The following is a 22,094-nucleotide window of genomic DNA, read 5'->3' on the forward strand; positions in this document are numbered from 1 at the left end:
TAATGCTTACTCAGACACAAAATGGCGAATTACAATTGACCGATAAAAAACAATCTAATTTTTACAAATGAAAAGTGAAAACAAATTAATCGGAACAGGTTTGTTAACTGCAATTACAGCTTCTTTATGCTGTATTACACCTGTTTTGGCTCTAATTGCAGGAACAAGTGGGATTGCTTCAACATTCTCTTGGATAGAGCCATTTAGACCCTATTTAATCGGACTAACAGTTTTGGTTCTTGGTTTTGCTTGGTATCAAAAACTAAAACCTCGAAAGGACATCGATTGTGAATGTGAAACGGAAGAGAAACTAAAATTCATACAATCAAAAACCTTCCTAGGAATTGTAACAGCATTTACAATCGTTATGTTGGCTTTTCCATACTATTCGGGAATTTTTTACCCAAACACAGAAAAGCAAATAGTGGTAGTTGACAAATCGGATATTAAAACGACTGAATTCAAAATCAGCGGAATGACTTGTGCGAGTTGCGAAGAACACGTCAACCACGAAGTAAATAAACTCAACGGAATTGTAAACTCAAAAGCATCCTACGAAAATGGAAATGCAATCATAGAATTTGACAAAACCAAATCTGATGAAATGGAAATTGAGAAAGCCATAAATTCAACAGGCTATAAAGTAACCGACAAAACCCAAATCAATTAATATGAAGGAATACGATGTTTTTATAATTGGTTCGGGAATGGCAGGAATGACCATTGCCAATAAATGTGCCTCAAAAGGACTAATAGTTGGGATTACAGACGAATTACCTTACGGTGGTACTTGTGCATTGAGAGGTTGCGACCCAAAAAAAGTAATTATTGGTGCTACTGAAGTTCGAGAATTTGCTAAAAGGCTTAAAGGTGTCGGTATCGATACGATACCCAAAGTCAATTGGAAAGACATAATGGCCTTTAAACAATCCTTTGTGGATGAAATGCCACCAAAAATCGAAAAAGGGTATAAAAAAAACGGAATTGACACCTTTCATAGTTCAGCAAAATTTCTTTCACAAAACACATTACAGTTAGGAAATGAGAAGATAAAGGCCAAAAAAATTGTTATCGCATCGGGTTCAAAGCCAAGGGTTTTAGAATTTGAAGGTGGTCATTTTGCCAAATCCAGTACTGATTTCTTGAATTTAGAAGTATTACCCAAATCTTTATTATTCATCGGTGGTGGATATATTGCGTTTGAATTCGCACATATTGCAGCCAGATGTGGAGCAGATGTAACTATTGTACATCGCGGAAATAATCCCTTGGAAAATTTTGAACAAGATATTGTAAAACACCTTGTTTCTGCAACAAAAGAATTAGGTGTAAAACTCATTCTTAATACAGAGGTAACGGCCATTGAAAAAGCGGATAACAAGTATCGAGTGAAAGGTGAAACTGCGGAGAAAACAGAATATTTTGAAGCCGAAGCTGTTTTTAATTCTGCCGGTAGACCACCTGCAATATTTGATTTTGATTTAGAAAAAGCGGACATAGCTTTTACAAAAAAAGGTGTTTCAGTGAACGAATACCTGCAAAACACATCAAACCCAATTATATATGCTGCGGGAGATGCAGCAGATTCAGAAGGTTTGCCGCTAACCCCAGTTGCAGTTTTAGAAGGTCATACAGTTGCGTCAAATATCATCAAAGGCAATCATAAAAAAATAAGTTATCCGCCAATGCCAACGGTGGTTTTCACATTGCCTACTATGGCTTCTGTAGGTTATACCGAATCTAGAGCAAGAGAGTTGGATTACAATATTCGGGTAAATTATAAAGAGGTTGGCGCTTGGTTTAATGCCAAACGATTGAACGTAGCCGAATACGCATACAAAACTATAATTGACGAAGAAACTCAAACAGTTTTGGGAGCGCATTTAATAGGACCGCATACAGAAGAAACAATAAATCTCTTTGCGATGGCCATAAAAACAAAGATGACGGTTAATGATATTAGAACAATGATTTTCTCATATCCAACATTGGCTTCAGACATACCACATATGCTTTAATAAAAAAAATTGAATGGAAACTATATTAAAATCAGAAATCACCTGTCCAAACTGCGGACATGAAAAAGTAGAAGATATGCCAACAAACGCTTGTCAATTCTTTTACGAGTGTGAGAATTGTAAAACGGTTCTGAAACCAAACGAAGGAGATTGTTGTGTTTATTGCTCTTATGGAACTATACCTTGTCCACCAATTCAAGAAAATAAAAATTGCTGTTAAAAATCCAACGCTAAAAGCCATACTCATTTGAAATTACTCACGGCTTTAATATTTTTTTTTGTGTTCGTGATTACTTCATAGTTCACGCCAGAAACCACGCCATCAAAAATTTCAAAAAAATATGTCTTTGCCAAGGCTGACAAAAAACAAGACGGAGAAAGCCAGTGGGTAACGTCGGTTAAGCACAAATAGCTTGCAATTGAGTGAAAAATGTTATTTTAGAAACCAAGTAAAAAAGAACAAAGCCGACAAGTTCGCGTCCTTATTCCACGCTACTTGCCTTGACCAAGACTATTAGCAGTAACTCTCAAAATGACAATATGATAAATAATAAATTTAATTTAGGGTTTTTTCCTACACCACTTCAAGAATTAAAAAAATTATCAAAAAAACACCCTGATTATACTATTTTCATTAAAAGAGATGATAATACTGGACTAGCCTCTGGTGGAAATAAAACTAGAAAATTAGAATATCTTATTAAACAAGCTCTTGATGAAGGTTGCGATACAGTTATTACAGCAGGAGCACAACAATCTAATCATTGTAGACAAACTGCAGCAGCTTGCTCTATAGCCGGACTTAAATGTCATTTACTTTTAGGAGGCGAAAAACCAGAAGTTTATGATGGAAACTTATTGCTTTCGTCAATTCTTGGAGCCAACATACATTTTACGGGTAAGAACCGAAAAGGAGAAGACTGTTTTGACCCCTATAAAACGAGAGTATTCTTTTAAATTTCGTTGGTTAAAATTATGCGGTTAATTTTTTTATTAAAATAAGGTGTTTATCTGCGTTCCATTTTTCCATAGGTGTTATTCTACCAAGTAGTCCGTGTAGCCTTTCATTGTTGTAGAATAGCACATATTCCTTAAGGATCTTTTCTATTTCCCCGAAAGTCCTATACTCAAACCTATTAAAGACTTCTTTCCTCAAAATTCCGTGATACGCTTCTATATGAGCATTTTCTTCGGGAGTTGCTATGTGTGTGAACTCTTGACTTACTCCTATCAACCCTAGGTATTCCCTTACATTTTTCGCTATAAATTGACTTCCGTTATCACTTCTGATCACAACACTATCAGGATATTGATAAGTCATAAACAATTCTGAGAGCAACTTTATCACTTGATCTTGTTTAATAGAAAAAGCAAAAAGGTCTTTCAGTATCCTACGAGTATGTTTTCAACACACACGAGAATATCAAATACATCAAACAATTTTCTTTATTACAAAATGATGCACAAAAATTTGAGGAATTACTGTCAAGAAGACAAATAATGGCAGGAAAATCAAAACGAATGAGTCAAGTAAAACAAATACTTCGTATGCACTTGCAAGGCACAGGAAAAAAGACCATTGCACGGGCTTTGCCCATCAGCAAGAATACCGTAAAAGAATATATCACCAAAGCCACCCAACATCCAATTGCTATTGCCGTCCTGTAAAATTTTGAGTACCCAAAATGACCATAGTAAGTAGGTCACAGTTTTAATTGTGTGATTTGACGGTGACCTGCTCATCTATAAAAAACAACGTATTTCCTGGAAATATGTTTTTTATTTGTATATTTGTCAACCAAATGGTTAAACCGAATAGTTTAATATGAAAGCTAAAGTAGAAAATACCGAATTAGAGATCCTCAACGCTGCTAAAGAAGTTTTCCAGGAAAAAGGAATGGCGGGAAGCAGGATGCAGGAAATTGCCGATAAAGCGAGAATAAACAAATCTATGTTGCATTACTACTACCGAAGCAAACAATTGCTCTTTGAGGCGGTTTTTAAAAATGCTTTTAGATTATTAGCCCCACAATTGAATAGGGTTTTAAATGATGATACCGAATTATTTGACAAAATAAGAAACTTCACCAATAATTACATCTCATTCGTGATCCAACATCCATATTTACCAAACTTTGTAATACAGGAACTTAATAAAAACCCCGATTTTATCGGGAAGTTGCGCACAGAAAAAGATTTTCCCAGGATCGAAAAATTCAAAGCCCAGGTTGAAGACGCTATAACCCGTGGTATTATAAAACCAATTAGAGCAGAACAATTATTTATCAACATTATTTCATTGAATATTTTGCCATTTATTGCAGCACCATTATTACAGGGATTGATAAATATAACCGAAAAGGAATACCGGGAACTCATGGAAAGCCGAAAAACAGAAGTTGCCGACTTTATTATTAATTCTATCAGACTTTAATAAGATGAAAAATATCGGTATAATGATTTTATTATTGCTTTCATTTTCAATGAAAGCTCAGCAAATACTGACATTAGAAGAGTGTTATTCTCTGGTTAATGAAAATTATCCCTTAACCAGGCAAACTGATTTGCTTAAAAATAAAACCGATCTGGAAATTTCTGTGCTGGAAAAAGCAAAGCTTCCAGAAGTTGATTTAAATGCCCAAGCCACGTATCAGTCGGAGGTACTGCAATTGCCTCAATTTCCAAATTCTTCTATTGAACCCTTGAATAAGGATCAATACAGGGCTACTTTAGATGTAAATCAGCTTATATATAATGGCGGAAGCATTGATGCCAATTCAAAATTAAAAATGGCAGAGTTGGAAACCCAACAACAAATGGTAGCTGTGAATTTGTATCAGTTAAAAAACAGGATCAATCAATCTTACTTTTCAATTTTATTGCTTCAGGAGCAAAAAAACCTATTGGTTTTAAAACAGAACCAATTGCGATCTCAGATCGATGAGGTAAAGACGGGGGTGAAGTTCGGAGCAATTTTGCCCGCTTCAGAAAAAGTTCTGGAAGCTGAAAACTTAAAAGTTTCTCAGCAATTGTCCCAGGTGAATTTTGACAGGAAAATAGCTATAAACAACCTTTCAGCTTTAATAAATAATGAGATCTCTCAGGATGTAATTCTTTTAAAACCGGAATTTCCTTTTTTGTTTACAGGAAATTTTTCACGCCCGGAACTTCAGTACTTCGACCTTCAAAATAAACAAATAGAATCATCCAAAGAAGTGATCTCAAGGTCTAATTTACCTAAAGTCTACGGATTTGCACAGGCCGGTTATGGAAATCCGGGGTTGAATATGCTGGATAATTCGTTTCAGGATTTTTATATGATAGGATTAAAAGCAAACTGGAATGTTTTTGACTGGGGAAAAACCAAAATCCAAAAGGAAGCTCTCTCAGTTTCCCAGGAGATTGTGAATACCGAAAAAGAAACCTTTCAGTTAAACACTGAAATGCAACTGAAAGAGGCCGATTATGAAATAAGCAAAATTGAAGCACTTATCGAGGCCGATAATGAGATCATTATTTTAAGGGAAAAAGTATTGAAATCAGCTACTTCCCAACTGAAAAATGGGGTAATCACCTCTTCAGAATATTTAACAGAGTTCAACAGTTTATACGAATCTATGATAGGCCAAAAATTGCACGAGATCCAACTGGATCTGGCCAAAGCAAATTACAAGGTCTTAAGAGGGGAAAACAACAACAAATAATGAAAAAATGAGAAAATTATTAATATTGGTATCAGTAGCTGTTTTTGGGAGCTTTATTTCTTGCGGGAATGATGAAAAGGCCGATGGTTACGGGAATTTTGAAGCTACCGAAATTATGATTTCCGCTGAGGCAAACGGAAAGATAGAATTTTTAAATCTTGAAGAAGGCGTGATCCTGGAGAAAAACCAAACGGTGGGATTAATAGATACCACGCAACTGTATTTAAACAAACAACGGGCAATAGCTTCCCTGAAAACAATTGAATCCAGGTCAGGAAACGTGTTATCGCAAATAGCCGTGTTGAACGAAGAATTGAAAACTGCCCGCAACGAAAAAGGCAGGATTCAGAATATGTCCTCAGAAAATGCCGCAACTCAACGGCAGGTAGATCAAGCCGTAGGGAAAGTAAATGTTATAAACCAACAAATAAAAAGTGTTGGAACTCAAAATGCACCCATTGTAAACGAAGTGAAATCTGCTGAAGTTCAAATAAAAATAATTGAGGATCAAATTCAAAAGAGCAAGATCATCAACCCCGTTAAAGGCACGGTTTTATCGAAATATGCCGAGCCTGGCGAAATTACAGCTTTTGGAAAACCGCTTTATAAAATAGCCGATTTATCGACCATGCAATTGCGCACCTACATAAGTGAGTCCCAATTGGCAGGCATTAAAATAGGACAGGAAGTTACCGTGAAAATCGATGATGGAGACACTACGAAATCCTATAAAGGCAAGATTAGTTGGATTGCCTCTGAAGCAGAATTCACCCCTAAGATCATTCAGACAAAAGAAGAGCGCGTGGCCCTGGTGTATGCGGTAAAAATAGATGTAAAAAACGACGGCAGTCTAAAGATTGGAATGCCCGCCGAAATGTGGGTTTCTCAATAGCGAGTGATCCTAATTAACATATAAAACAATAAAACTAAAATTATGAAAAAAACAATCTTTATAACTGTAATCCTTTCAGCCCTGTTATTGGGTTGCAAAGACAACAAAAATACAAATGAAAACACCAATGGGACAGAAAAAATAAATTCCGTCCCTAAACAGAACACAAAAAAAATAAATGTCCAAACCACTGCAATGAATAATGCTTGGGTGAATGAAATAAAACTTGACGATGGTTCCAAATGGCAAGCCAATTTGGAAACAACTCAGGGTGTGGAAAAAATGCTCGATCTAATTAAATCCAGCAACCTAAAAACCCTGGAAGATTATCATAGCCTCGCTTCAAAACTCAATGAAGAAAAGAATTTTATAGTAAAAGAATGTACGATGAAAGGAGCTTCGCACGACAATCTTCATATATTCTTGGTTCCGTTAATTGAGAAAATTGAGGATTTATCAAATACTTCTGCGCTAGGTCAAGCGACTATGCTCACTTACAGAATAGAGGAAAATCTGAAAGGATATTATAATTATTTTCAATAAATATAAATTAAAAACACCTATTATGAAAAATCTAAATAGAATTGGTTTAAACATAGATAAATCAAAAATGCTCGCCGATAAATTGAACGAGCTATTAGCAAACTATTCAATTTTTTACCAGAACACAAGAGGGTTTCACTGGAATATCAAAGGAGATAAATTCTTTGAACTGCATTTAAAATTTGAAGAGTTGTACAATGATTTACAGTTAAAAATTGATGAAGTAGCAGAACGAATTTTAACCTTGGGATATTCACCGGAACATGCATATTCAAGTTATACTAAATCATCAAAAATATCGGAAAGCAAAAAGGTGTCAGATGGCTTAGTAGCGGTTGAACATATTTTGGATGGCTTTCAAGTGATTTTACTTTTGCAAAGGGAAATCCTGGATATTGCAAGTGATGCAAACGATGAAGGCACTAACGCCCTAATGAGTGATTACATCCAATTACAAGAAAAACAGGTTTGGATGTATTCTTCATTTCTAAAAAAATAACTTAAAAAAACTACTATAAAACGTGAGTATTACCCTGCAACATATCAGTAAATCATACAAGAAGGTCGAGGCCTTGAAAGATATTTCTTTTGAGGTAAAAGAGAATGAGCTGTTTGGTTTAATTGGCCCTGATGGAGCAGGGAAAACCACCTTATTTAGAATTTTGACCACTTTATTGTTTGCTGATGAAGGCAATGCAAACGTAGCAGGCTTTGATGTAGTTAAAGACTATAAAGCAATACGGCAAAATGTAGGATATATGCCCGGAAAATTCTCTTTGTATCAGGACCTGACGGTAGAGGAAAACCTAAAATTTTTCGCGACCATTTTTGGGACCACAATTGATGAGAATTATGAATTGATCAAAGATATTTATGTGCAAATTGAACCGTTTAAAAATCGCCGTGCTGGGAAACTTTCTGGTGGGATGAAACAAAAACTGGCCTTGAGCTGTGCATTGATCCACAAACCAAAAGTGCTGTTTCTTGATGAGCCCACCACAGGTGTGGATCCAGTTTCAAGAAAGGAATTCTGGGAAATGCTTAAACGCCTGCAACAAAAAGGCATCACCATTTTGGTTTCCACTCCTTATATGGATGAAGCCGCCCTATGTGACAGGATAGCATTGATACAGGATGGGAAGATCTTAAAAATAGATACCCCGGAAGCTATTGTAAAACATTACCCAAAAACCATTTACAACATAGGCGCAAATAATATGTATCAATTGATCTTGAGCTTAAATGCCTATGAACACAGCTATAGCGTATATCCTTTTGGAGAATTTGTTCATTATACAGATCAACGTACCAATTTTGAATTAGACGATTTGAAAAAGTACCTGGAAGCTGAAAATTTAACAGGGGTAAGCATACAAAGTACAAAACCAACCATAGAAGATACTTTTATGGAATTAGCAAAATAAACACCTGGCGGTTTTAAAAGAGAAATGAAAAAGACAAATGTCATAGAAGTAGAAAACCTCACCAAAATGTTTGGTGATTTTACCGCAGTAAACGCTATTACATTTGAGGTTAAAAAAGGAGAGATTTTCGGGTTCCTTGGTGCCAATGGTGCGGGGAAAACAACGGCAATGAAAATGCTTATTGGTATCTCAAAACCCACTTCGGGCAATGCAAAAGTAGCGGGTTTTGATGTGTTTACCCATGCCGAAGATATTAAGAAAAACATTGGTTATATGAGCCAGAAATTTGCCTTATACGATGATTTAACGGTTAAAGAAAACATTACATTTTTTGGCGGAATTTATGGTTTATCCCGTCCAAAAATCAAAGAGAAAACCATAGCACTCCTAGAAGAGTTGGTGCTACAGGATGTAGCCAACCAATTAGTAGGATCCCTGCCCCTGGGTTGGAAACAAAAAATATCTTTTTCGGTATCGCTACTTCATGAGCCGCAAATCGTGTTCTTAGATGAACCCACTGGCGGTGTAGATCCTATTACAAGAAGACAGTTTTGGGAAATGATCTATAAATCGGCCAACCAGGGCACTACCATTTTTGTAACCACTCACTATATGGACGAAGCTGAATATTGTGATAGGGTATCCATTATGGTAGAAGGAAGAATTGAAGCTTTAGATACTCCAAAAAAGCTAAAGGATCAATTTAAAGTGGACTCGATGAATGAAGTTTTTTTAAAATTAGCTCGAAACATAGAATGACATCAACAGTCGAAACATTTATTTGAAATCTAGGTGGTATTAAAATAATTATGGGCATATGAAACGTTTTATAGGGTTTATAGAAAAAGAATTTTACCATATCTTCAGGGATAAGCGTTCGCTATTCATCTTATTTGGTATGCCGATCGCCCAAATACTACTTTTTGGCTTTGCCATTACCAACGAGATCAATAATGTGGAGATCGCTATTTTAGATCACTCCAAAGATGCTACTACCGAGGAGATTATCAATAAAATCTCAGCATCAAAATATTTCAGTATCAATCAATTTATAGAGCGGGAAGTAGATATAGAAGCTGCCTTTAAAAAGGGAAAAATTAAAGCGGTTTTAAATTTCGAAAATGATTTCAGCAAAAACCTTGTAAAAGAAAAACAGGCGACCATTCAGGTAATAACCGATGCTACCGATCCAAATACCGCCAATACCATAAGCAATTATATAAATTCGATCCTTCAAAATTACCAGATAGACCAAAATAAAGACATCAAAATAGCATACCAAATCGTTCCGCAAACCCGAATGATATATAACCCCGAGTTAAAGAGCGTATTTATGTTTGTTCCTGGCGTGATGACTATCATTTTAATGTTGGTATCTGCCATGATGACCTCTATTTCTATCACTAGGGAAAAAGAATTGGGCACTATGGAGATCTTATTGGTGTCTCCACTAAAACCTTTTCAGGTAATTATTGGAAAGGTGGTGCCCTATATTTTTCTATCGATGATCAATGCTGTTGTTATTATTCTACTAAGCATTTTTATTTTTAAAATGCCTGTACAGGGAAGCCTCTTTTTATTGGGTCTGGAAAGTGTGTTATTTATTATTACCTCTTTAACATTGGGGATTTTAATTTCAACCATTTCGGCTACCCAACAAACCGCAATGATGATTTCTTTAATGGGATTAATGCTTCCCGTAATCTTATTATCGGGCTTTATTTTTCCCATTTCAAGCATGCCAGCGCCTTTGCAAATAATAAGTCATTTTATCCCTGCCAAATGGTTTATCATCATCTTAAAAGGCATCATGCTTAAAGGGGTTGGTATTTCTTTACTCTGGAAGGAAACCCTGATTTTATTGGCAATGACACTCTTTTTTATTGGCTTAAGTATTAAGAAATATAAAATTAGGTTAGAGTAATGAAGACTATAGGTTACATCATCCAAAAAGAGTTCAGGCAAATCTTTAGAAATAAAGGTATGCTTCCCATTATATTTATTTTGCCAATACTGCAATTGGTTATTTTATCGAATGCGGCAACCTATGAAGTAAAAAACATCAAATTCGCTTATATAGATAACGATCATAGTTCCTACTCTCGTGAGTTAATAGAAAAATTCAATGCTTCCACTTATTTCAGCGTGTTAACCGATTTTTCTTCGGAAGCTAAAGCCAGTTCCGCTATGTTAAAGGGAGAGGTGGATGTGCTATTGGTAATCCCCCCATACTTTGAACGTGATTTGCAAAAAGAGAAATATACAGATTTAGGAGTTACTATAAATGCCATTGATGGTGCAGCAGCGGGGGTAGAAAATGTATATGTCAATCAAATTGTGCAAAGTTTTAATAAAAAACTGAAGGTAGAATTATTGCAACCTGAAGATGCCTTAATAACGCCCGTAAACATTACCAGTATTCCTTCATTTTGGTATAACGAGACCTTAAACTACAAAACATTTATGGTACCCGGCATCCTGGTGTTGTTAGTAACCATGATCACCTTGTTCCTTTCGGGGATGAACATTGTGCGTGAAAAAGAAATAGGTACCCTGGAACAAATCAATGTGACACCTATTAAAAAGAGCCAGTTTATCATTGGTAAATTATTTCCGTTCTGGGTTATTGGAATGGGTTTGCTTAGCATAGGACTACTAATAGCAAAACTGATTTTTGATGTCCCGATGCTTGGCAGTTTAAGCCTTATGTATCTCTATACTTCTATTTATATCCTCGTAGTTCTTGGCATCGGGTTGTTTATTTCAAATTTTACAGATACCCAACAGCAAGCCATGTTTATAGCCTGGTTTTTTGTGGTGATCTTTATTTTGATGAGCGGGCTGTTTACCCCTATAGAAAGTATGCCGGGCTGGGCACAGATCATCACAGAATTCAATCCTATAAAATATTTCGTTGAAGTCATGAGAATGGTGATGCTTAAAGGCTCTTCATTTCAGGATATTTTACCCCAGTTTTTAAAAACCTTACTGTATGCTTTAATAATGAATGGCCTGGCGGTATGGAGTTATAAGAAAACAAACTAATGTGTAGGTACTTGCAGAAATGTCTTATAGGGCTCCAATAAATATTTATTTCATTGGTGGCTATTTTTTCAGGATTTCACTTTTTATAAGAAAAACGTGAACTAAATGTATCCCACTTTATAACATCTAAAAAAATGAAAAAAATATTCAGATATTTTCCGGTAGTCCTGTTAATAGCATTTGCCTTACTAACCTTGTTTTTGAGCACCTCGATAATATTTGACTGGTTTGGGATTCGGGAGAAAGAAGGTAACTATGTTTTATTTGTGGTCTGGGCAAATTTTATAAGCAGTTTACTATATCTATTTGCAGCTTATGGCTTTCTGAAACAAAAAAAAGTGACCTTCAATATTTTAAGTCTTTCGGCTTTGATCTTAATTATGGCGCTTGTGGGTTTGTTTATTCATATTAATTCCGGAGGATTATATGAGACAAAAACTATTGGTGCAATGATTTTCAGAATTATTGTAACGCTCGCTTTTGTATTAATTGCATATCTAAAATTCATTAAAAATGAAAAAAATAATTAAAAAATTCATGATGCTTTCTCTGCTAATCGGGCTATTCTCGTTTACGTATCCTGATCAGGAAGCAAACTACTCCCTGACCATTAAGGTTGAGAATTTAAGAAATTCAAAGGGAGTGGTACAATATGCCATATATAACAAGGACGGTTCCTTTCCCGATGAAAAATATGAAAAATATTTTAGAAAAGGGATTGCGGAAATCAGCAAAAATAGATCAACACTAACTTTTAATGACTTGCCGGCCGGGAAGTATGCTGTTTCTATTTTGCACGATGAAAATGAAAATGGAATAATAGATAAGAAATTCCTTGTTCCCTTGCCCAATGAAGGTGTTGGTATTTCAAATTATGAATCCATCGGGTTATTTAATCGTCCTAACTTTTCTAAAGCAAGTTTTCGGGTAGATTCCAGTTTAACAAAACTGGTCAATATTATTTATTTGTGATGAAAAAGTTTAGCTTCATATTGTTTTTTATCGGTATTCCTTCAAACCTTGCTTATGCACAGACAGTCGCAGATACTAAATCAAATCTTAGCTTAGATCAAATTGCACTGGTTAATCAGGGTGATAGTTATGTTACTTTTCCCGCCGACCTTGGAAATATAGAACCACTTATTTTTGAAGCAAATGTAAGCCCTGGTTTTAAAATTCGCGAGCGGAAAGATTCAAGATTAATGGCAGTACTTACCCCGCAAATCATCGTGAGAATGTATGATGAATTCTCCTATCCGGTAAGAACACCCAGCTATATGCCAAATATCACACTTTATTTTTTAACAGGAAGCGAACGATCCATAAATAAACTAAGCCTATTTGGGAAAATAGCGCATCACTCCAATGGGCAGGATGGAGATTTCTATGATGAAAGTGGAGAGATCAATTTGAGATATGGAAATTTTGCCACTAATTACGCTGAACTGGGCTTTATCAAATCATATTATAACACCAAACATAATGCTTTCAGGTTTTTTAAAAGCTCTATTGAGTTCCATCCAAAATCCTGGATGCTCGATGAAATGCAGGGGAAATACAGCGGATTGCGCTGGCATAACACTTTTTTGGCATATAAACTTCCTATAAATAGTAATTCTAATGGGAACAACAAAGCCAATTTATCTGTAAAGGCTGAAACCAGTTGGATGATAGACAACGTAAATAACTGGGAAACTTTTAATTTAAACAGGCTTACCGCAAGTTTGAGATTTTATTATCATCCAAAATTCCTCGAGGATATTGGCCTGTTTGTTCAATTTTATCACGGAATGGATTATTACAACATCTATTTTCATCATCAAATAAGTGTTATTCGTTTTGGAATAATGACTGAAATCCTGAGATTTTAATTCTTAACCTAAGGATTAACCGAGCTGGTGTGGCGCTCTGAATTTCCTTTTATTGGATCACATTACGCCAGTTGAGGCAAACTCTTCTCCCGCTGTGAGGTCTAACTTCGTCGCATATGGGATTTCATGACTTCGCGCCTGTAGGCCCTATTCCCTGCCTTGCCGGAGGGGGGAGCAAAAATTTCTTTTAAAAATTTTGGAAGAATTACTAAGCGACCTGAAGCCTCCTGAGTTCGGTTTCCTATTATTTTTGAACTTTCTTTCCTAGTTATAAGCCGACAGAATTCAGAAAACAGGGCTACTATTTCTACATATGATCGTTTTCAAAGTTGGGAAATCGAAGGTTCAACTCAGTTAACTTTGTGCAGACAGAAGTTTTCTGTGAAAAAACAAAGGTACAGGTGCTGTTTTAAAAATATATTATTAAGTTAGAGACTTATTGACAAAGGATGATAACTGGATTAACAGTAATGATTTGAGAGGAAATTTTGATAGAATATGCGGTAGTATTCCTAACGACCAATTACGCCACGAAATTTTCAATTATTTCAAAAAATCATTACCAAAGCCACATAGAAATAAAAATAATTCCCAAAAGGAAATTTCACTTGCTGTTCATAACACGATAAAACAATTCCCCGAAATAATTAAATACTACGTAAAGAAAAAGAAGAAAACAAAGTCGGAGCGAAGAATATTTCCAAGCAAAAAGTAGATCAAGTTGAAACCGTATTTATTCATCAACTAAGTAAATTTGTTGAACGATTAATGGTGGATTCTGATTTTTACACAATTGATCCAGAAAGTTCATATGAAGGTTCATTAAAAAGACTGTTATTTTTAAAATCTTTCATTGAAGATAACGATGGTTATAGGTTGTTTTATGTAGATCATCAACCAATTAAAAGAGAAGAAGATTTACAGCTAATCTACAGATTAACTTGGTTTGCATCAGATCTAGATGTAAATAGAGAGGTAAACAATGGTAGAGGCCCTGTTGACTATGCCGTTTCACGGGGTTCAAAAGATAAAACTTTAATTGAATTTAAATTAGCATCTAATTCCAAATTAAAACAAAATTTAGCCAAACAAGTAGAGGTATATGAAAAGGCAAGTAATACTAAAAAATCAATTAAAGCCATTCTCTACTTTGATGCAACCGAATATAATAAAGTACAAAAAACTTTAAAGGAACTTAATTTGGAAAAGCTGAAAATATAATATTGATAGATGCAGGAAGAAAACCATCTGCTTCAAATGTAAAACAAAACACTATTGTCAATAACGCATTTTAGAAAATTGTGGACAATTGAGTGAAAAGTGATAATTTAAATATCAATTAAAAAACAACTAAGCCGACAATCCCGATGACTAATGGGACGTGTCGCTATTCCACGCTACAGGAGTTAGCCAAGACAGATGCCCACAATACAAGAAAAACCGAGATAATGACAAAATTTAGAATTATAACCACAATGATTTTTGCAACTATTTTGATGAGCTGCAGTTCTGACAAATCTAAAACCAATCCCAAAGTTGAGAACATAAATCAAGCTGAGAAGCAATCTGATACGCTGACAAAACACATAAAACCTTTTAGAAAGGATTTACCAACAATAGGACTTTTAATGTATAACGGAGTCCTACAATCCGAAGTTATTGCAACCTCCGATGTTTTTGCAAAACCAACCGAAGATGGAAAACAACTGTTTAACGTAATAACGATAGCTGAAACTGACAATCCAATTACTACAGAAGAAGGAATGAAATTCGTTCCAGATTATACGTTTGAGAATTGCCCGAAATTGGAAGCTCTTTTCGTTCCAAGTGCATATGATATGTATGCACAAGTCCACAATGATAAAATCGTGAATTTTATTAGAGAGAAAAACAAGGAGACTAAATATACCGTAAGTAATTGTGCCGGGGCACAATTGATTGGAGCATCTGGAATTGCAGATGGAAGGAAAATCGTTACTTGGATTGGTGGAGGCGAACAGCTTCAAAAAGATTATCCGAATTTAAAAGTTCAAGATGATAGTTTGGTAACTTTTGTAGAAGACGGAAAATTTAGTTCTTCAAACGGAAATTTAACCAGTTATATTTCTGCTTTAAATCTATTAGAAAAAATGACTAGTAAAGAACATAGAAAATTTGTAGAAAGCTACTTATATCTTGACCGACTTCAAAATTGGAAAGAGTGAGAATTGTGGTCGACATTGGTAATAGCAAATAGTGGATGGTCGAGCGAAAAGTGATATTTTAGAGACTAAGTAATAAATACCTAAGCCGGTAATACCGATGGCAATCGTGACGTGTGGCTACTCATAGCTCCATATATTAATCAAGACTATTTACAAACATAGGATGACAATATGATTAACAATAAATTTAATTTAGGTTTTTTTCCTACTCCACTTCAAGAATTAAGAAAATTATCAAAAAAATATCCTGGTTATACTATTTTCATTAAAAGAGATGATAATACTGGACTAGCCTCTGGTGGAAATAAAACTAGAAAATTAGAATATCTTATTAAACAAGCTCTTGATGAAGGTTGCGATACAATTATTACAGCCGGAGCACAACAATCTAATCATTGTAGACAAACTGCAGCAGCTTGCTCTATAGCCGGACTTAAATGTCATTTACTTTTAGGAGGCGAAAAACCAGAAGTTTATGATGGAAACTTATTGCTTTCTTCAATTCTAGGAGCTAACATACATTTTACGGGTAAGAACCGAAAAGGAGAGGACAGCGAAATAATAAAAAATAAGCTTGAAAATGAAGGTGACAAATGTTTTGTAATCCCATATGGAGGTTCAAATTTTACTGGCGCTTTGGGGTTCGTTAATGCTGTTAAGGAACTAAAGGAGCAATTGATTGAACAAAAATTAAAAATTGATTATATTTTTTTCGCTTCTAGTTCTGGTGGTATGCAAGCAGGTCTTAGCCTTGGAAAAGAAATCTATGAATTAAATTCAGAGTTGATTCCAATAAGTATTGATAAAGCTGAAACAAATGGTCTGTCTCTCGAAGAAGTTGTTTTTAATATAGTTAGAGAGGGAATACAAAAATTAAATATCAACAAAAACATTCAACTTACAGATATTCATTTAAATAGAGATTATGATAAAGATGGCTATGGTGTGGTCACTAACAATGAAATTAGTGCCATACATGAATTAGCAAAAAATGAAGGTATTCTATTAGACCCTGTTTATACAGGAAGAGCTTTTTATGGAATGTTAGATTTCCTGAAAGAAAAAAGAATCCCTGCTAATTCTAATGTATTGTTTTGGCATACAGGTGGATTCCCGGCTATTTTTAAATATTCAGCTGAACTAAAAAATAATACCTTTGCGAGGTGAAATATGAGAGCAAAAAAGAATGAACTTAACGATTGAAAATATTTTATTGATTGGCTCTATTTTACTTCTTATAAGTATTTTTGCCGGTAAAACTTCTTATAAATTTGGCGTTCCTACGTTATTGCTCTTTTTAGCGATTGGGATGTTGGCGGGCTCTGATGGAATTGGAGGTATCCGTTTTGATGATCCAAAACTTGCTCAGTTTATTGGCATAGTATCTCTTAACTTTATTTTGTTTTCGGGAGGACTTGATACCAATTGGACAACCGTGAAACCCATTCTTTGGGAAGGAATAGCATTATCTACATTAGGTGTTTTATTAACAGCAATTTCCCTTGGTACATTTGTATGGCTTGTTACTGACTTTACCATTTATGAGAGTCTGTTATTAGGTTCGATAGTATCTTCAACAGATGCAGCAGCGGTATTTTCAATTCTTCGCTCAAAAAGCCTTGCATTAAAAACTAACCTAAGACCTACTTTAGAGTTGGAAAGCGGAAGTAATGATCCAATGGCGTATGTGCTGACTATTGCATTTTTAACTTTGGTAATCCATCAAGACCAAAGTTTTATCTCCATAATCCCTATGTTTTTACAACAAATGATATTGGGTGGCATTGCAGGTATTTCCTTCGGCATGCTTAGTAAATTCATTATTAATAAAATCAAACTTGACTTTGAAGGGCTTTACCCTGTTTTAGTTATCGCTTTGATGTTTATTACATTTTCTGCCTCCGATTTTTTTGGTGGTAACGGGTTTCTTGCAATTTACATTTGTGCGGTTTACTTAGGCAACCAAGACCTGATACACAAAAAAACCATTTTGAGAATGTTTGATGGTTTGGCCTGGTTAATGCAAATTGTTCTGTTCCTCACTTTAGGCCTACTTGTTTTTCCTTCTCAAATCGTTCCATATTTAGGTATTGGATTACTCATTTCATTGTTCCTGATATTGATTGCACGGCCAATAGCCGTATTTCTCAGTCTGATGTTTTTCAAGATGAAATTGAGAAGAAGATTTTATATTTCTTGGGTTGGCTTGCGAGGTGCTGTTCCTATTGTTTTTGCTACTTATCCGCTTTTGGCAGGAATTGATAAGGCAAACATGATTTTTAACATTGTGTTTTTCATTTCAGTTACATCCATATTAATCCAGGGTACTACACTTTCCATTGTTGCAAAATGGTTGAATGTAGGATTACCAGAAAAAGCAAAGAAAATGACCGCAACTGATTTGCTATTAGCAGAAAATCCCAAAGCGGAAATGAAAGAACTTTTAATAACTTCAGACTGCTTTGCAGTAGATAAGAAAATTGTAGAATTGGGTTTTCCAAAGAATGCTATAATAGCAATGATAAAGAGAGATGATAGCTATATAATTCCAAACGGTTTAACAAAAATAGAATCAAAAGACACACTAATTGTTCTTGCTGACAGACCTGAAATTTTTGATGAAGTACACAAAGCACTTAAAAACCCATAAAATTTAATAGATCCAAGTTCAGTTACGTTTCGTGAAAGAACTTGCTATCAAACAAGGAGGATATAGATTGGAAAGAGGGTCAAATTTTTATAAAGAAGCTAGCGAATTAACTAATGAGAAATCATGGGTTTATAATTGGGAAATTGATTCTATAAAAAATGTTGGACATGATTATAAAAAAAATGTATTCTCAAGCAGTTAAATACATTGCAAACTAAAACCTAACATCGTTCACCAGCAAATAGTGGGCAGTCCAATGAAAAGTGATATTTTAGAGATCAAGTAATAAAACAAAACAAATCCGACAATAATACGTCCCAACTCCACGATACTTCCATTAATTAAGACCGCTATTAGTAATAGTGACTCGTCTTGAATAAGGGCTACATAGTTCTAAACAAATATGTATGAAAATGAAAGAGTTCCAGACAATACAGCGAACCAATTGAATTAAAAGTTCTATATTTAATCTAAATTATAGTATTTATTTTAGTTATATACCATTTTTAGGTATATTTATCGAATAAATACTAAAATGTCAGTATCCGAATATATTCACAAGCTATTAGGTGTAGAGGAATATTCCTTTTCACTCAATGAACTTTTAAACCAAACCGGAAAAGGAAAAACTGCGCTTGTAAGAGAACTTGACCGTTTAATTGAAAAGAACGAAGTAATAAATCTCCGTCAGGGATTCTATTTAATTCTCACTCCCAGATATTCCAGTTTTGGTAAGTTGCCCATTAACCTTTATATACATAAACTGTTTGATTATTTAGGCCGTAATTATTACTTAGGATTTTATAGCGCTGCCAAAGTATATGGCGCCAGCCATCAGCAGTCACAGCGGGATTATGTAATGACTCAGGCGCCTAAGTTATTGGATATTCAAAAATCCGCAATCGACATTCGATTTTTAACAAGCTCGGTTTGGCCTAAAAGTAATATTATTTCCAAAAAATCAGATGCCGGGATTTATTATATTTCTAGTCCGGCACTCACTCTCGCAGATCTTGTGCGTTATCAGAATAAGTTGGGTGGCTTAAACCGAATGCTTTCCAGTGTAGAGGAATTATTGGAAGAAATTACCCAAAATGACTTTGAGGAATTACTTGACTGGCATGACCACAAAGCCACTTTGCAGCGTTTGGGATATTTAATATCGGAAGTAGAGCCAGAAAACATATTAGGTGATCTCATTTTTGAAAAGCTGAACAGAAACAAATATCATCCCGTACTTTTGCAGCCTAGCACTAAACAAAGGCCTGGAGCAGTGGATAACAAATGGAAAGTAGATGTTAACCTACAATCAGAAAGTGATTTATGATTCCAAAACCTTATTTAGCTCAATGGCAGAAAACTGCGCCATGGAAAGAATTCGCACAGGTTGAACAGGATTTAATTATTAGCAGGACCCTGGTAGAAATTTTTTCTGACGATTTCCTTCGTGAAAACCTGGCTTTTAGAGGTGGTACGGCTTTACATAAATTATATCTACATCCTGCTCCAAGGTATTCCGAAGATATAGATCTGGTACAAATTAAAGAAGGCCCTATTAAACCTATTATGAAGCGGATAGGGGAGGTCATCACTTTTTTGAAGAAGATAGGCGCACCCAGGTAAGGGGACACGGAGCAAAGGCTTTATATCGTTTTACTTCAGAATATGAAGAGGAACCTCGGCGTCTTAAACTGGAAATTAACTGTAAGGAACATTTTAATGTGCTTGACTGGGTAGAATTTCCTTTTGAGATTAATAATCCATGGTTCAGCGGAAAAACAGCTATTACCACCTATAGTATCAATGAACTTTTGGGCACTAAGCTTAGGGCATTATATCAACGTAGTAAGGGGAGAGATCTCTTTGATCTTGATTATTCCAGAAGGAATATAGAACTGGACATAGATGAAATTGTAAAGTGCTTCCATGCGTATATGAAATTCTCAGTTGGGAAAGCTCCGTCACAAAAGGAATTTCTTCTGAATATAGAGGCCAAAGAACAAGATCCAAGTTTTACAGGAGATATGGAAGGTCTTTTGCGTCCTGAAATTCACTATGACCAGGAAGCAGCTTTTAACTGGCTAAAAGAAACGCTTATAGAAAAGATGTAGGTTCAATTGGAAATAACCATATTAGCTTGTGGCCTCAAGTTGGCAAAAAAAATATTCACAAAAAAGAAATATTATTGAGATCACTAAAAATTTTTACAGCACTCTTTTTCTTAATTATCACAACAACTATAGCTCAGGAAAAAGAATATATAGTCACAAATAGGAACGACACCATTTATGGAAAGATAACAAGAGCCATAAATTACTTAAACACATCAGAAATTAGATATAAAATTAAGGATGAAAAGGGGAATAATGATTTGATCAATCCTAGTGAAGTAAAAATAATTAGATCTATTGATGGCGTAGATGGTGACTGCTTTATAGCAACAATATATGACAAATGGTTTTTGAAAAGAATTATTAATGGTAGAATCAAAGTTTATCAATTGGTAGATGGTGTTCTCTTTTTCACATCAAAAGATGATTCAGAAATCAAATCAACTGATTTTGGTGGATTGAATGCCAGAGAGAATGGGCTCAATAGAATAAGACCATTAATTGAAGATAATCCAATTATCCTAGAAGAATTTAATTCTATGAAAGGAAGTCAAAAAAACATTCTTTATATAATTGAAAAATACAATGATTATGCAAAATTAATTATTGCCACGATGCATATTCGCAATTTTAGTGATCTAAGTAATACTGTGTTATTGACATCAATAAAAAACAACAAAGCCGTCAATCCCGATGGCTCGGGATGCGTCACAAGACTAGGCTACTTGCGTTTACCAAGACAGTTGACCGTATTCTGGAAAAAGTATGAATGAACTAATTAATTCTCAAAACCAATTATGTTATTTCTATTCACTAGATTCATAAGTTTTCTGAGTTGATATATTAGGACTTTCATCCAAGAAAGTGTAAAAATCAATTCCCTAAAACGTAAATACAGAAAGATTGTAGAAGAAAAGGATTCGAAAAAAGAACAGCAATTAATGTCTGAACCTAATACCGTGCTCTCAAAAAATAGGTAAATATTTGAATTTTATGGAAAAAAGAAAAACATTAATACCAAATCACGAAGTGAAACTTGATATTAATGTTTTATATAATGGGGGGGTAGATGGATCCTGGAAAGACAGAATCTAAAAAATAAAATTATTAAAAAAGATTTATAACTTCGGCTATTTAACATTATTTTCACATAAAAAACGTTTTAAAGGAGGTGAAATAGGAATTTACATTAATCAAAAATTAATTTGACCTTAATTTCCAGAATTCCTTTTTTAATTTTTTTGGTCTTATCGCTAAAGACATCATATACTTCTTCCGCCCATTTTCCTTTCCGAAATATAAAAGATAAGTAATCATTTAATACAGTTCTGGAAAACCTTTTATCTGGGAATAAACATAATCCTGTCGTACTTCAAGGTTTTCTCCTTCCGACGGGATATAATCGAAATCAAAAGGATTTTTGATGTTGAGTGAGCTCAACATAAGTTGTAGTTATATCTTCGTTCAGGCCGTCCACGGGCATTATCATTTGTCCGAGCATCCTGTTTCTCTTTAACCCAGATATTTTCTCAAGGTCCAGATAATTCTCTTTTTTTTATAAATCTCATTTTATTAAGGAAGCATTCTTTAAACGTACATGATCATTAAAGTTCTGCAGTTTGTCAATTTTAA

The 22,094-nt window shown here is 34.8% G+C and carries 25 protein-coding genes and 1 pseudogene; 25 read left to right on the forward strand and 1 reads right to left on the reverse strand.

The window, feature by feature from the left end; genetic code table 11:
- Window positions 1-67: 67 nt before the first annotated feature.
- The 4 genes from merTP to H033_RS0110725 all read left to right on the forward strand — a co-directional run bounded on the left by merTP (window position 68) and on the right by H033_RS0110725 (window position 2,975).
- Window positions 68-670, forward strand: a complete 603-nt coding sequence (gene merTP / locus H033_RS0110715) for a mercuric transport protein MerTP (protein WP_026838325.1) — start codon at window positions 68-70, stop codon at window positions 668-670.
- Between the two features lies 1 nt (window position 671).
- Window positions 672-2,018 carry a dihydrolipoyl dehydrogenase family protein gene (locus H033_RS0110720; RefSeq protein ID WP_026838326.1) on the forward strand — a complete coding sequence of 449 codons (1,347 nt, stop codon included), beginning with the start codon at window positions 672-674 and terminating at the stop codon, window positions 2,016-2,018.
- Between the two features lie 13 nt (window positions 2,019-2,031).
- Window positions 2,032-2,238 (forward strand): GDCCVxC domain-containing (seleno)protein, encoded by a 207-nt coding sequence (locus H033_RS21320; protein ID WP_081661835.1) that lies wholly within the window; start codon window positions 2,032-2,034, stop codon window positions 2,236-2,238.
- Between the two features lie 320 nt (window positions 2,239-2,558).
- On the forward strand, window positions 2,559-2,975 hold the full coding sequence (locus H033_RS0110725) for a pyridoxal-phosphate dependent enzyme (RefSeq protein ID WP_026838327.1): 417 nt from the start codon (window positions 2,559-2,561) through the stop codon (window positions 2,973-2,975).
- A 16-nt stretch (window positions 2,976-2,991) separates the two neighbouring features.
- Here the strand turns inward: H033_RS0110725 and H033_RS20020 are convergent, their stop codons facing one another.
- Window positions 2,992-3,366, reverse strand: a complete 375-nt coding sequence (locus tag H033_RS20020; protein WP_231367598.1) for an integrase core domain-containing protein — start codon at window positions 3,364-3,366, stop codon at window positions 2,992-2,994.
- A gap of 152 nt (window positions 3,367-3,518) precedes the next feature.
- Here H033_RS20020 and H033_RS21325 point away from each other — a divergent pair, with 152 nt between their 5' ends.
- The 21 genes and pseudogenes from H033_RS21325 (at window position 3,519) to H033_RS0110840 (ending at window position 21,235) form a co-directional block, all read left to right on the forward strand.
- Window positions 3,519-3,686: a LuxR C-terminal-related transcriptional regulator gene (locus tag H033_RS21325; RefSeq protein WP_081661836.1), complete on the forward strand. Its 168-nt coding sequence runs from the start codon at window positions 3,519-3,521 to the stop codon at window positions 3,684-3,686.
- A 157-nt stretch (window positions 3,687-3,843) separates the two neighbouring features.
- Window positions 3,844-4,452 carry a TetR/AcrR family transcriptional regulator gene (locus H033_RS0110740; protein WP_026838328.1) on the forward strand — a complete coding sequence of 203 codons (609 nt, stop codon included), beginning with the start codon at window positions 3,844-3,846 and terminating at the stop codon, window positions 4,450-4,452.
- Between the two features lie 22 nt (window positions 4,453-4,474).
- The gene (locus H033_RS0110745) at window positions 4,475-5,722 is read left to right on the forward strand and encodes a TolC family protein (RefSeq protein WP_231367599.1); all 1,248 of its coding nucleotides are present in this window, start codon (window positions 4,475-4,477) and stop codon (window positions 5,720-5,722) included.
- A gap of 7 nt (window positions 5,723-5,729) precedes the next feature.
- Window positions 5,730-6,614 (forward strand): HlyD family secretion protein, encoded by an 885-nt coding sequence (locus H033_RS0110750; RefSeq protein WP_026838330.1) that lies wholly within the window; start codon window positions 5,730-5,732, stop codon window positions 6,612-6,614.
- A 42-nt stretch (window positions 6,615-6,656) separates the two neighbouring features.
- Window positions 6,657-7,157, forward strand: coding sequence for a hypothetical protein (locus H033_RS0110755; RefSeq protein WP_026838331.1), 501 nt, complete (start codon window positions 6,657-6,659; stop codon window positions 7,155-7,157).
- A 22-nt stretch (window positions 7,158-7,179) separates the two neighbouring features.
- Window positions 7,180-7,656, forward strand: coding sequence for a Dps family protein (locus H033_RS0110760; RefSeq protein WP_026838332.1), 477 nt, complete (start codon window positions 7,180-7,182; stop codon window positions 7,654-7,656).
- A gap of 22 nt (window positions 7,657-7,678) precedes the next feature.
- The gene (locus tag H033_RS0110765; RefSeq protein ID WP_026838333.1) at window positions 7,679-8,581 is read left to right on the forward strand and encodes an ABC transporter ATP-binding protein; all 903 of its coding nucleotides are present in this window, start codon (window positions 7,679-7,681) and stop codon (window positions 8,579-8,581) included.
- A 24-nt stretch (window positions 8,582-8,605) separates the two neighbouring features.
- On the forward strand, window positions 8,606-9,340 hold the full coding sequence (locus tag H033_RS0110770) for an ABC transporter ATP-binding protein (RefSeq protein WP_026838334.1): 735 nt from the start codon (window positions 8,606-8,608) through the stop codon (window positions 9,338-9,340).
- A 58-nt stretch (window positions 9,341-9,398) separates the two neighbouring features.
- Entirely contained in the window at window positions 9,399-10,505 is a 1,107-nt protein-coding gene (locus tag H033_RS0110775; RefSeq protein ID WP_026838335.1) for an ABC transporter permease, read from the forward strand.
- Window positions 10,505-11,626, forward strand: a complete 1,122-nt coding sequence (locus H033_RS0110780; protein WP_026838336.1) for an ABC transporter permease — start codon at window positions 10,505-10,507, stop codon at window positions 11,624-11,626. Before H033_RS0110775 ends, H033_RS0110780 begins: the two co-directional genes overlap by 1 nt.
- A 134-nt stretch (window positions 11,627-11,760) precedes the next feature.
- The gene (locus H033_RS0110785; protein WP_026838337.1) at window positions 11,761-12,156 is read left to right on the forward strand and encodes a hypothetical protein; all 396 of its coding nucleotides are present in this window, start codon (window positions 11,761-11,763) and stop codon (window positions 12,154-12,156) included.
- Entirely contained in the window at window positions 12,140-12,598 is a 459-nt protein-coding gene (locus tag H033_RS0110790; RefSeq protein ID WP_026838338.1) for a DUF2141 domain-containing protein, read from the forward strand. Before H033_RS0110785 ends, H033_RS0110790 begins: the two co-directional genes overlap by 17 nt.
- Window positions 12,598-13,497, forward strand: a complete 900-nt coding sequence (locus H033_RS0110795; protein ID WP_026838339.1) for a hypothetical protein — start codon at window positions 12,598-12,600, stop codon at window positions 13,495-13,497. The genes H033_RS0110790 and H033_RS0110795 overlap by 1 nt, the downstream gene beginning before the upstream one ends.
- A 768-nt stretch (window positions 13,498-14,265) precedes the next feature.
- Entirely contained in the window at window positions 14,266-14,718 is a 453-nt protein-coding gene (locus H033_RS20995; RefSeq protein WP_026838341.1) for a hypothetical protein, read from the forward strand.
- 227 nt (window positions 14,719-14,945) lie between these two features.
- A complete protein-coding gene (locus H033_RS0110810; protein ID WP_026838342.1) occupies window positions 14,946-15,701 on the forward strand; it encodes a DJ-1/PfpI family protein in 756 nt (251 codons plus the stop codon).
- Window positions 15,702-15,872: 171 nt separating this feature from the next.
- Window positions 15,873-16,868, forward strand: coding sequence for a D-cysteine desulfhydrase family protein (locus H033_RS0110815; protein ID WP_026838343.1), 996 nt, complete (start codon window positions 15,873-15,875; stop codon window positions 16,866-16,868).
- Window positions 16,869-16,887: 19 nt separating this feature from the next.
- Window positions 16,888-18,351 (forward strand): potassium/proton antiporter, encoded by a 1,464-nt coding sequence (locus tag H033_RS0110820; RefSeq protein WP_026838344.1) that lies wholly within the window; start codon window positions 16,888-16,890, stop codon window positions 18,349-18,351.
- Window positions 18,352-18,382: 31 nt separating this feature from the next.
- A complete protein-coding gene (locus H033_RS21590; protein WP_155827788.1) occupies window positions 18,383-18,553 on the forward strand; it encodes a hypothetical protein in 171 nt (56 codons plus the stop codon).
- 333 nt (window positions 18,554-18,886) lie between these two features.
- Window positions 18,887-19,678 carry a type IV toxin-antitoxin system AbiEi family antitoxin gene (locus tag H033_RS0110830; protein WP_026838345.1) on the forward strand — a complete coding sequence of 264 codons (792 nt, stop codon included), beginning with the start codon at window positions 18,887-18,889 and terminating at the stop codon, window positions 19,676-19,678.
- Window positions 19,675-20,462 (forward strand): annotated as a pseudogene (locus H033_RS20030) (nucleotidyl transferase AbiEii/AbiGii toxin family protein). Before H033_RS0110830 ends, H033_RS20030 begins: the two are co-directional and overlap by 4 nt.
- 74 nt (window positions 20,463-20,536) lie before the next feature.
- The gene (locus H033_RS0110840; RefSeq protein WP_155827790.1) at window positions 20,537-21,235 is read left to right on the forward strand and encodes a hypothetical protein; all 699 of its coding nucleotides are present in this window, start codon (window positions 20,537-20,539) and stop codon (window positions 21,233-21,235) included.
- The last annotated feature ends 859 nt before the right edge of the window (window positions 21,236-22,094 follow it).

It is taken from the genome of Gillisia sp. JM1 (assembly GCF_000424645.1).
GTDB lineage: Bacteria > Bacteroidota > Bacteroidia > Flavobacteriales > Flavobacteriaceae > Gillisia.

What these genes read in the sequence shown, in the direction of transcription:
- H033_RS0110745 (WP_231367599.1), top strand. Translation starts at nt 4,475, where the DNA reads ATGATTTTATTATTGCTTTCATTTTCAATGAAAGCTCAGCAAATACTG.
- H033_RS0110725 (WP_026838327.1), top strand. Translation starts at nt 2,559, where the DNA reads ATGATAAATAATAAATTTAATTTAGGGTTTTTTCCTACACCACTTCAA.
- H033_RS0110790 (WP_026838338.1), top strand. Translation starts at nt 12,140, where the DNA reads ATGAAAAAAATAATTAAAAAATTCATGATGCTTTCTCTGCTAATCGGG.
- H033_RS0110770 (WP_026838334.1), top strand. Translation starts at nt 8,606, where the DNA reads ATGAAAAAGACAAATGTCATAGAAGTAGAAAACCTCACCAAAATGTTT.
- H033_RS0110780 (WP_026838336.1), top strand. Translation starts at nt 10,505, where the DNA reads ATGAAGACTATAGGTTACATCATCCAAAAAGAGTTCAGGCAAATCTTT.
- H033_RS0110785 (WP_026838337.1), top strand. Translation starts at nt 11,761, where the DNA reads ATGAAAAAAATATTCAGATATTTTCCGGTAGTCCTGTTAATAGCATTT.
- H033_RS0110755 (WP_026838331.1), top strand. Translation starts at nt 6,657, where the DNA reads ATGAAAAAAACAATCTTTATAACTGTAATCCTTTCAGCCCTGTTATTG.
- H033_RS0110810 (WP_026838342.1), top strand. Translation starts at nt 14,946, where the DNA reads ATGACAAAATTTAGAATTATAACCACAATGATTTTTGCAACTATTTTG.
- H033_RS0110815 (WP_026838343.1), top strand. Translation starts at nt 15,873, where the DNA reads ATGATTAACAATAAATTTAATTTAGGTTTTTTTCCTACTCCACTTCAA.
- H033_RS0110720 (WP_026838326.1), top strand. Translation starts at nt 672, where the DNA reads ATGAAGGAATACGATGTTTTTATAATTGGTTCGGGAATGGCAGGAATG.
- H033_RS21325 (WP_081661836.1), top strand. Translation starts at nt 3,519, where the DNA reads ATGGCAGGAAAATCAAAACGAATGAGTCAAGTAAAACAAATACTTCGT.
- H033_RS0110775 (WP_026838335.1), top strand. Translation starts at nt 9,399, where the DNA reads ATGAAACGTTTTATAGGGTTTATAGAAAAAGAATTTTACCATATCTTC.
- H033_RS0110795 (WP_026838339.1), top strand. Translation starts at nt 12,598, where the DNA reads ATGAAAAAGTTTAGCTTCATATTGTTTTTTATCGGTATTCCTTCAAAC.
- H033_RS0110830 (WP_026838345.1), top strand. Translation starts at nt 18,887, where the DNA reads ATGTCAGTATCCGAATATATTCACAAGCTATTAGGTGTAGAGGAATAT.
- H033_RS0110820 (WP_026838344.1), top strand. Translation starts at nt 16,888, where the DNA reads ATGAACTTAACGATTGAAAATATTTTATTGATTGGCTCTATTTTACTT.
- H033_RS0110750 (WP_026838330.1), top strand. Translation starts at nt 5,730, where the DNA reads ATGAGAAAATTATTAATATTGGTATCAGTAGCTGTTTTTGGGAGCTTT.
- H033_RS0110740 (WP_026838328.1), top strand. Translation starts at nt 3,844, where the DNA reads ATGAAAGCTAAAGTAGAAAATACCGAATTAGAGATCCTCAACGCTGCT.
- H033_RS21320 (WP_081661835.1), top strand. Translation starts at nt 2,032, where the DNA reads ATGGAAACTATATTAAAATCAGAAATCACCTGTCCAAACTGCGGACAT.
- H033_RS20995 (WP_026838341.1), top strand. Translation starts at nt 14,266, where the DNA reads ATGGTGGATTCTGATTTTTACACAATTGATCCAGAAAGTTCATATGAA.
- H033_RS0110760 (WP_026838332.1), top strand. Translation starts at nt 7,180, where the DNA reads ATGAAAAATCTAAATAGAATTGGTTTAAACATAGATAAATCAAAAATG.
- merTP (WP_026838325.1), top strand. Translation starts at nt 68, where the DNA reads ATGAAAAGTGAAAACAAATTAATCGGAACAGGTTTGTTAACTGCAATT.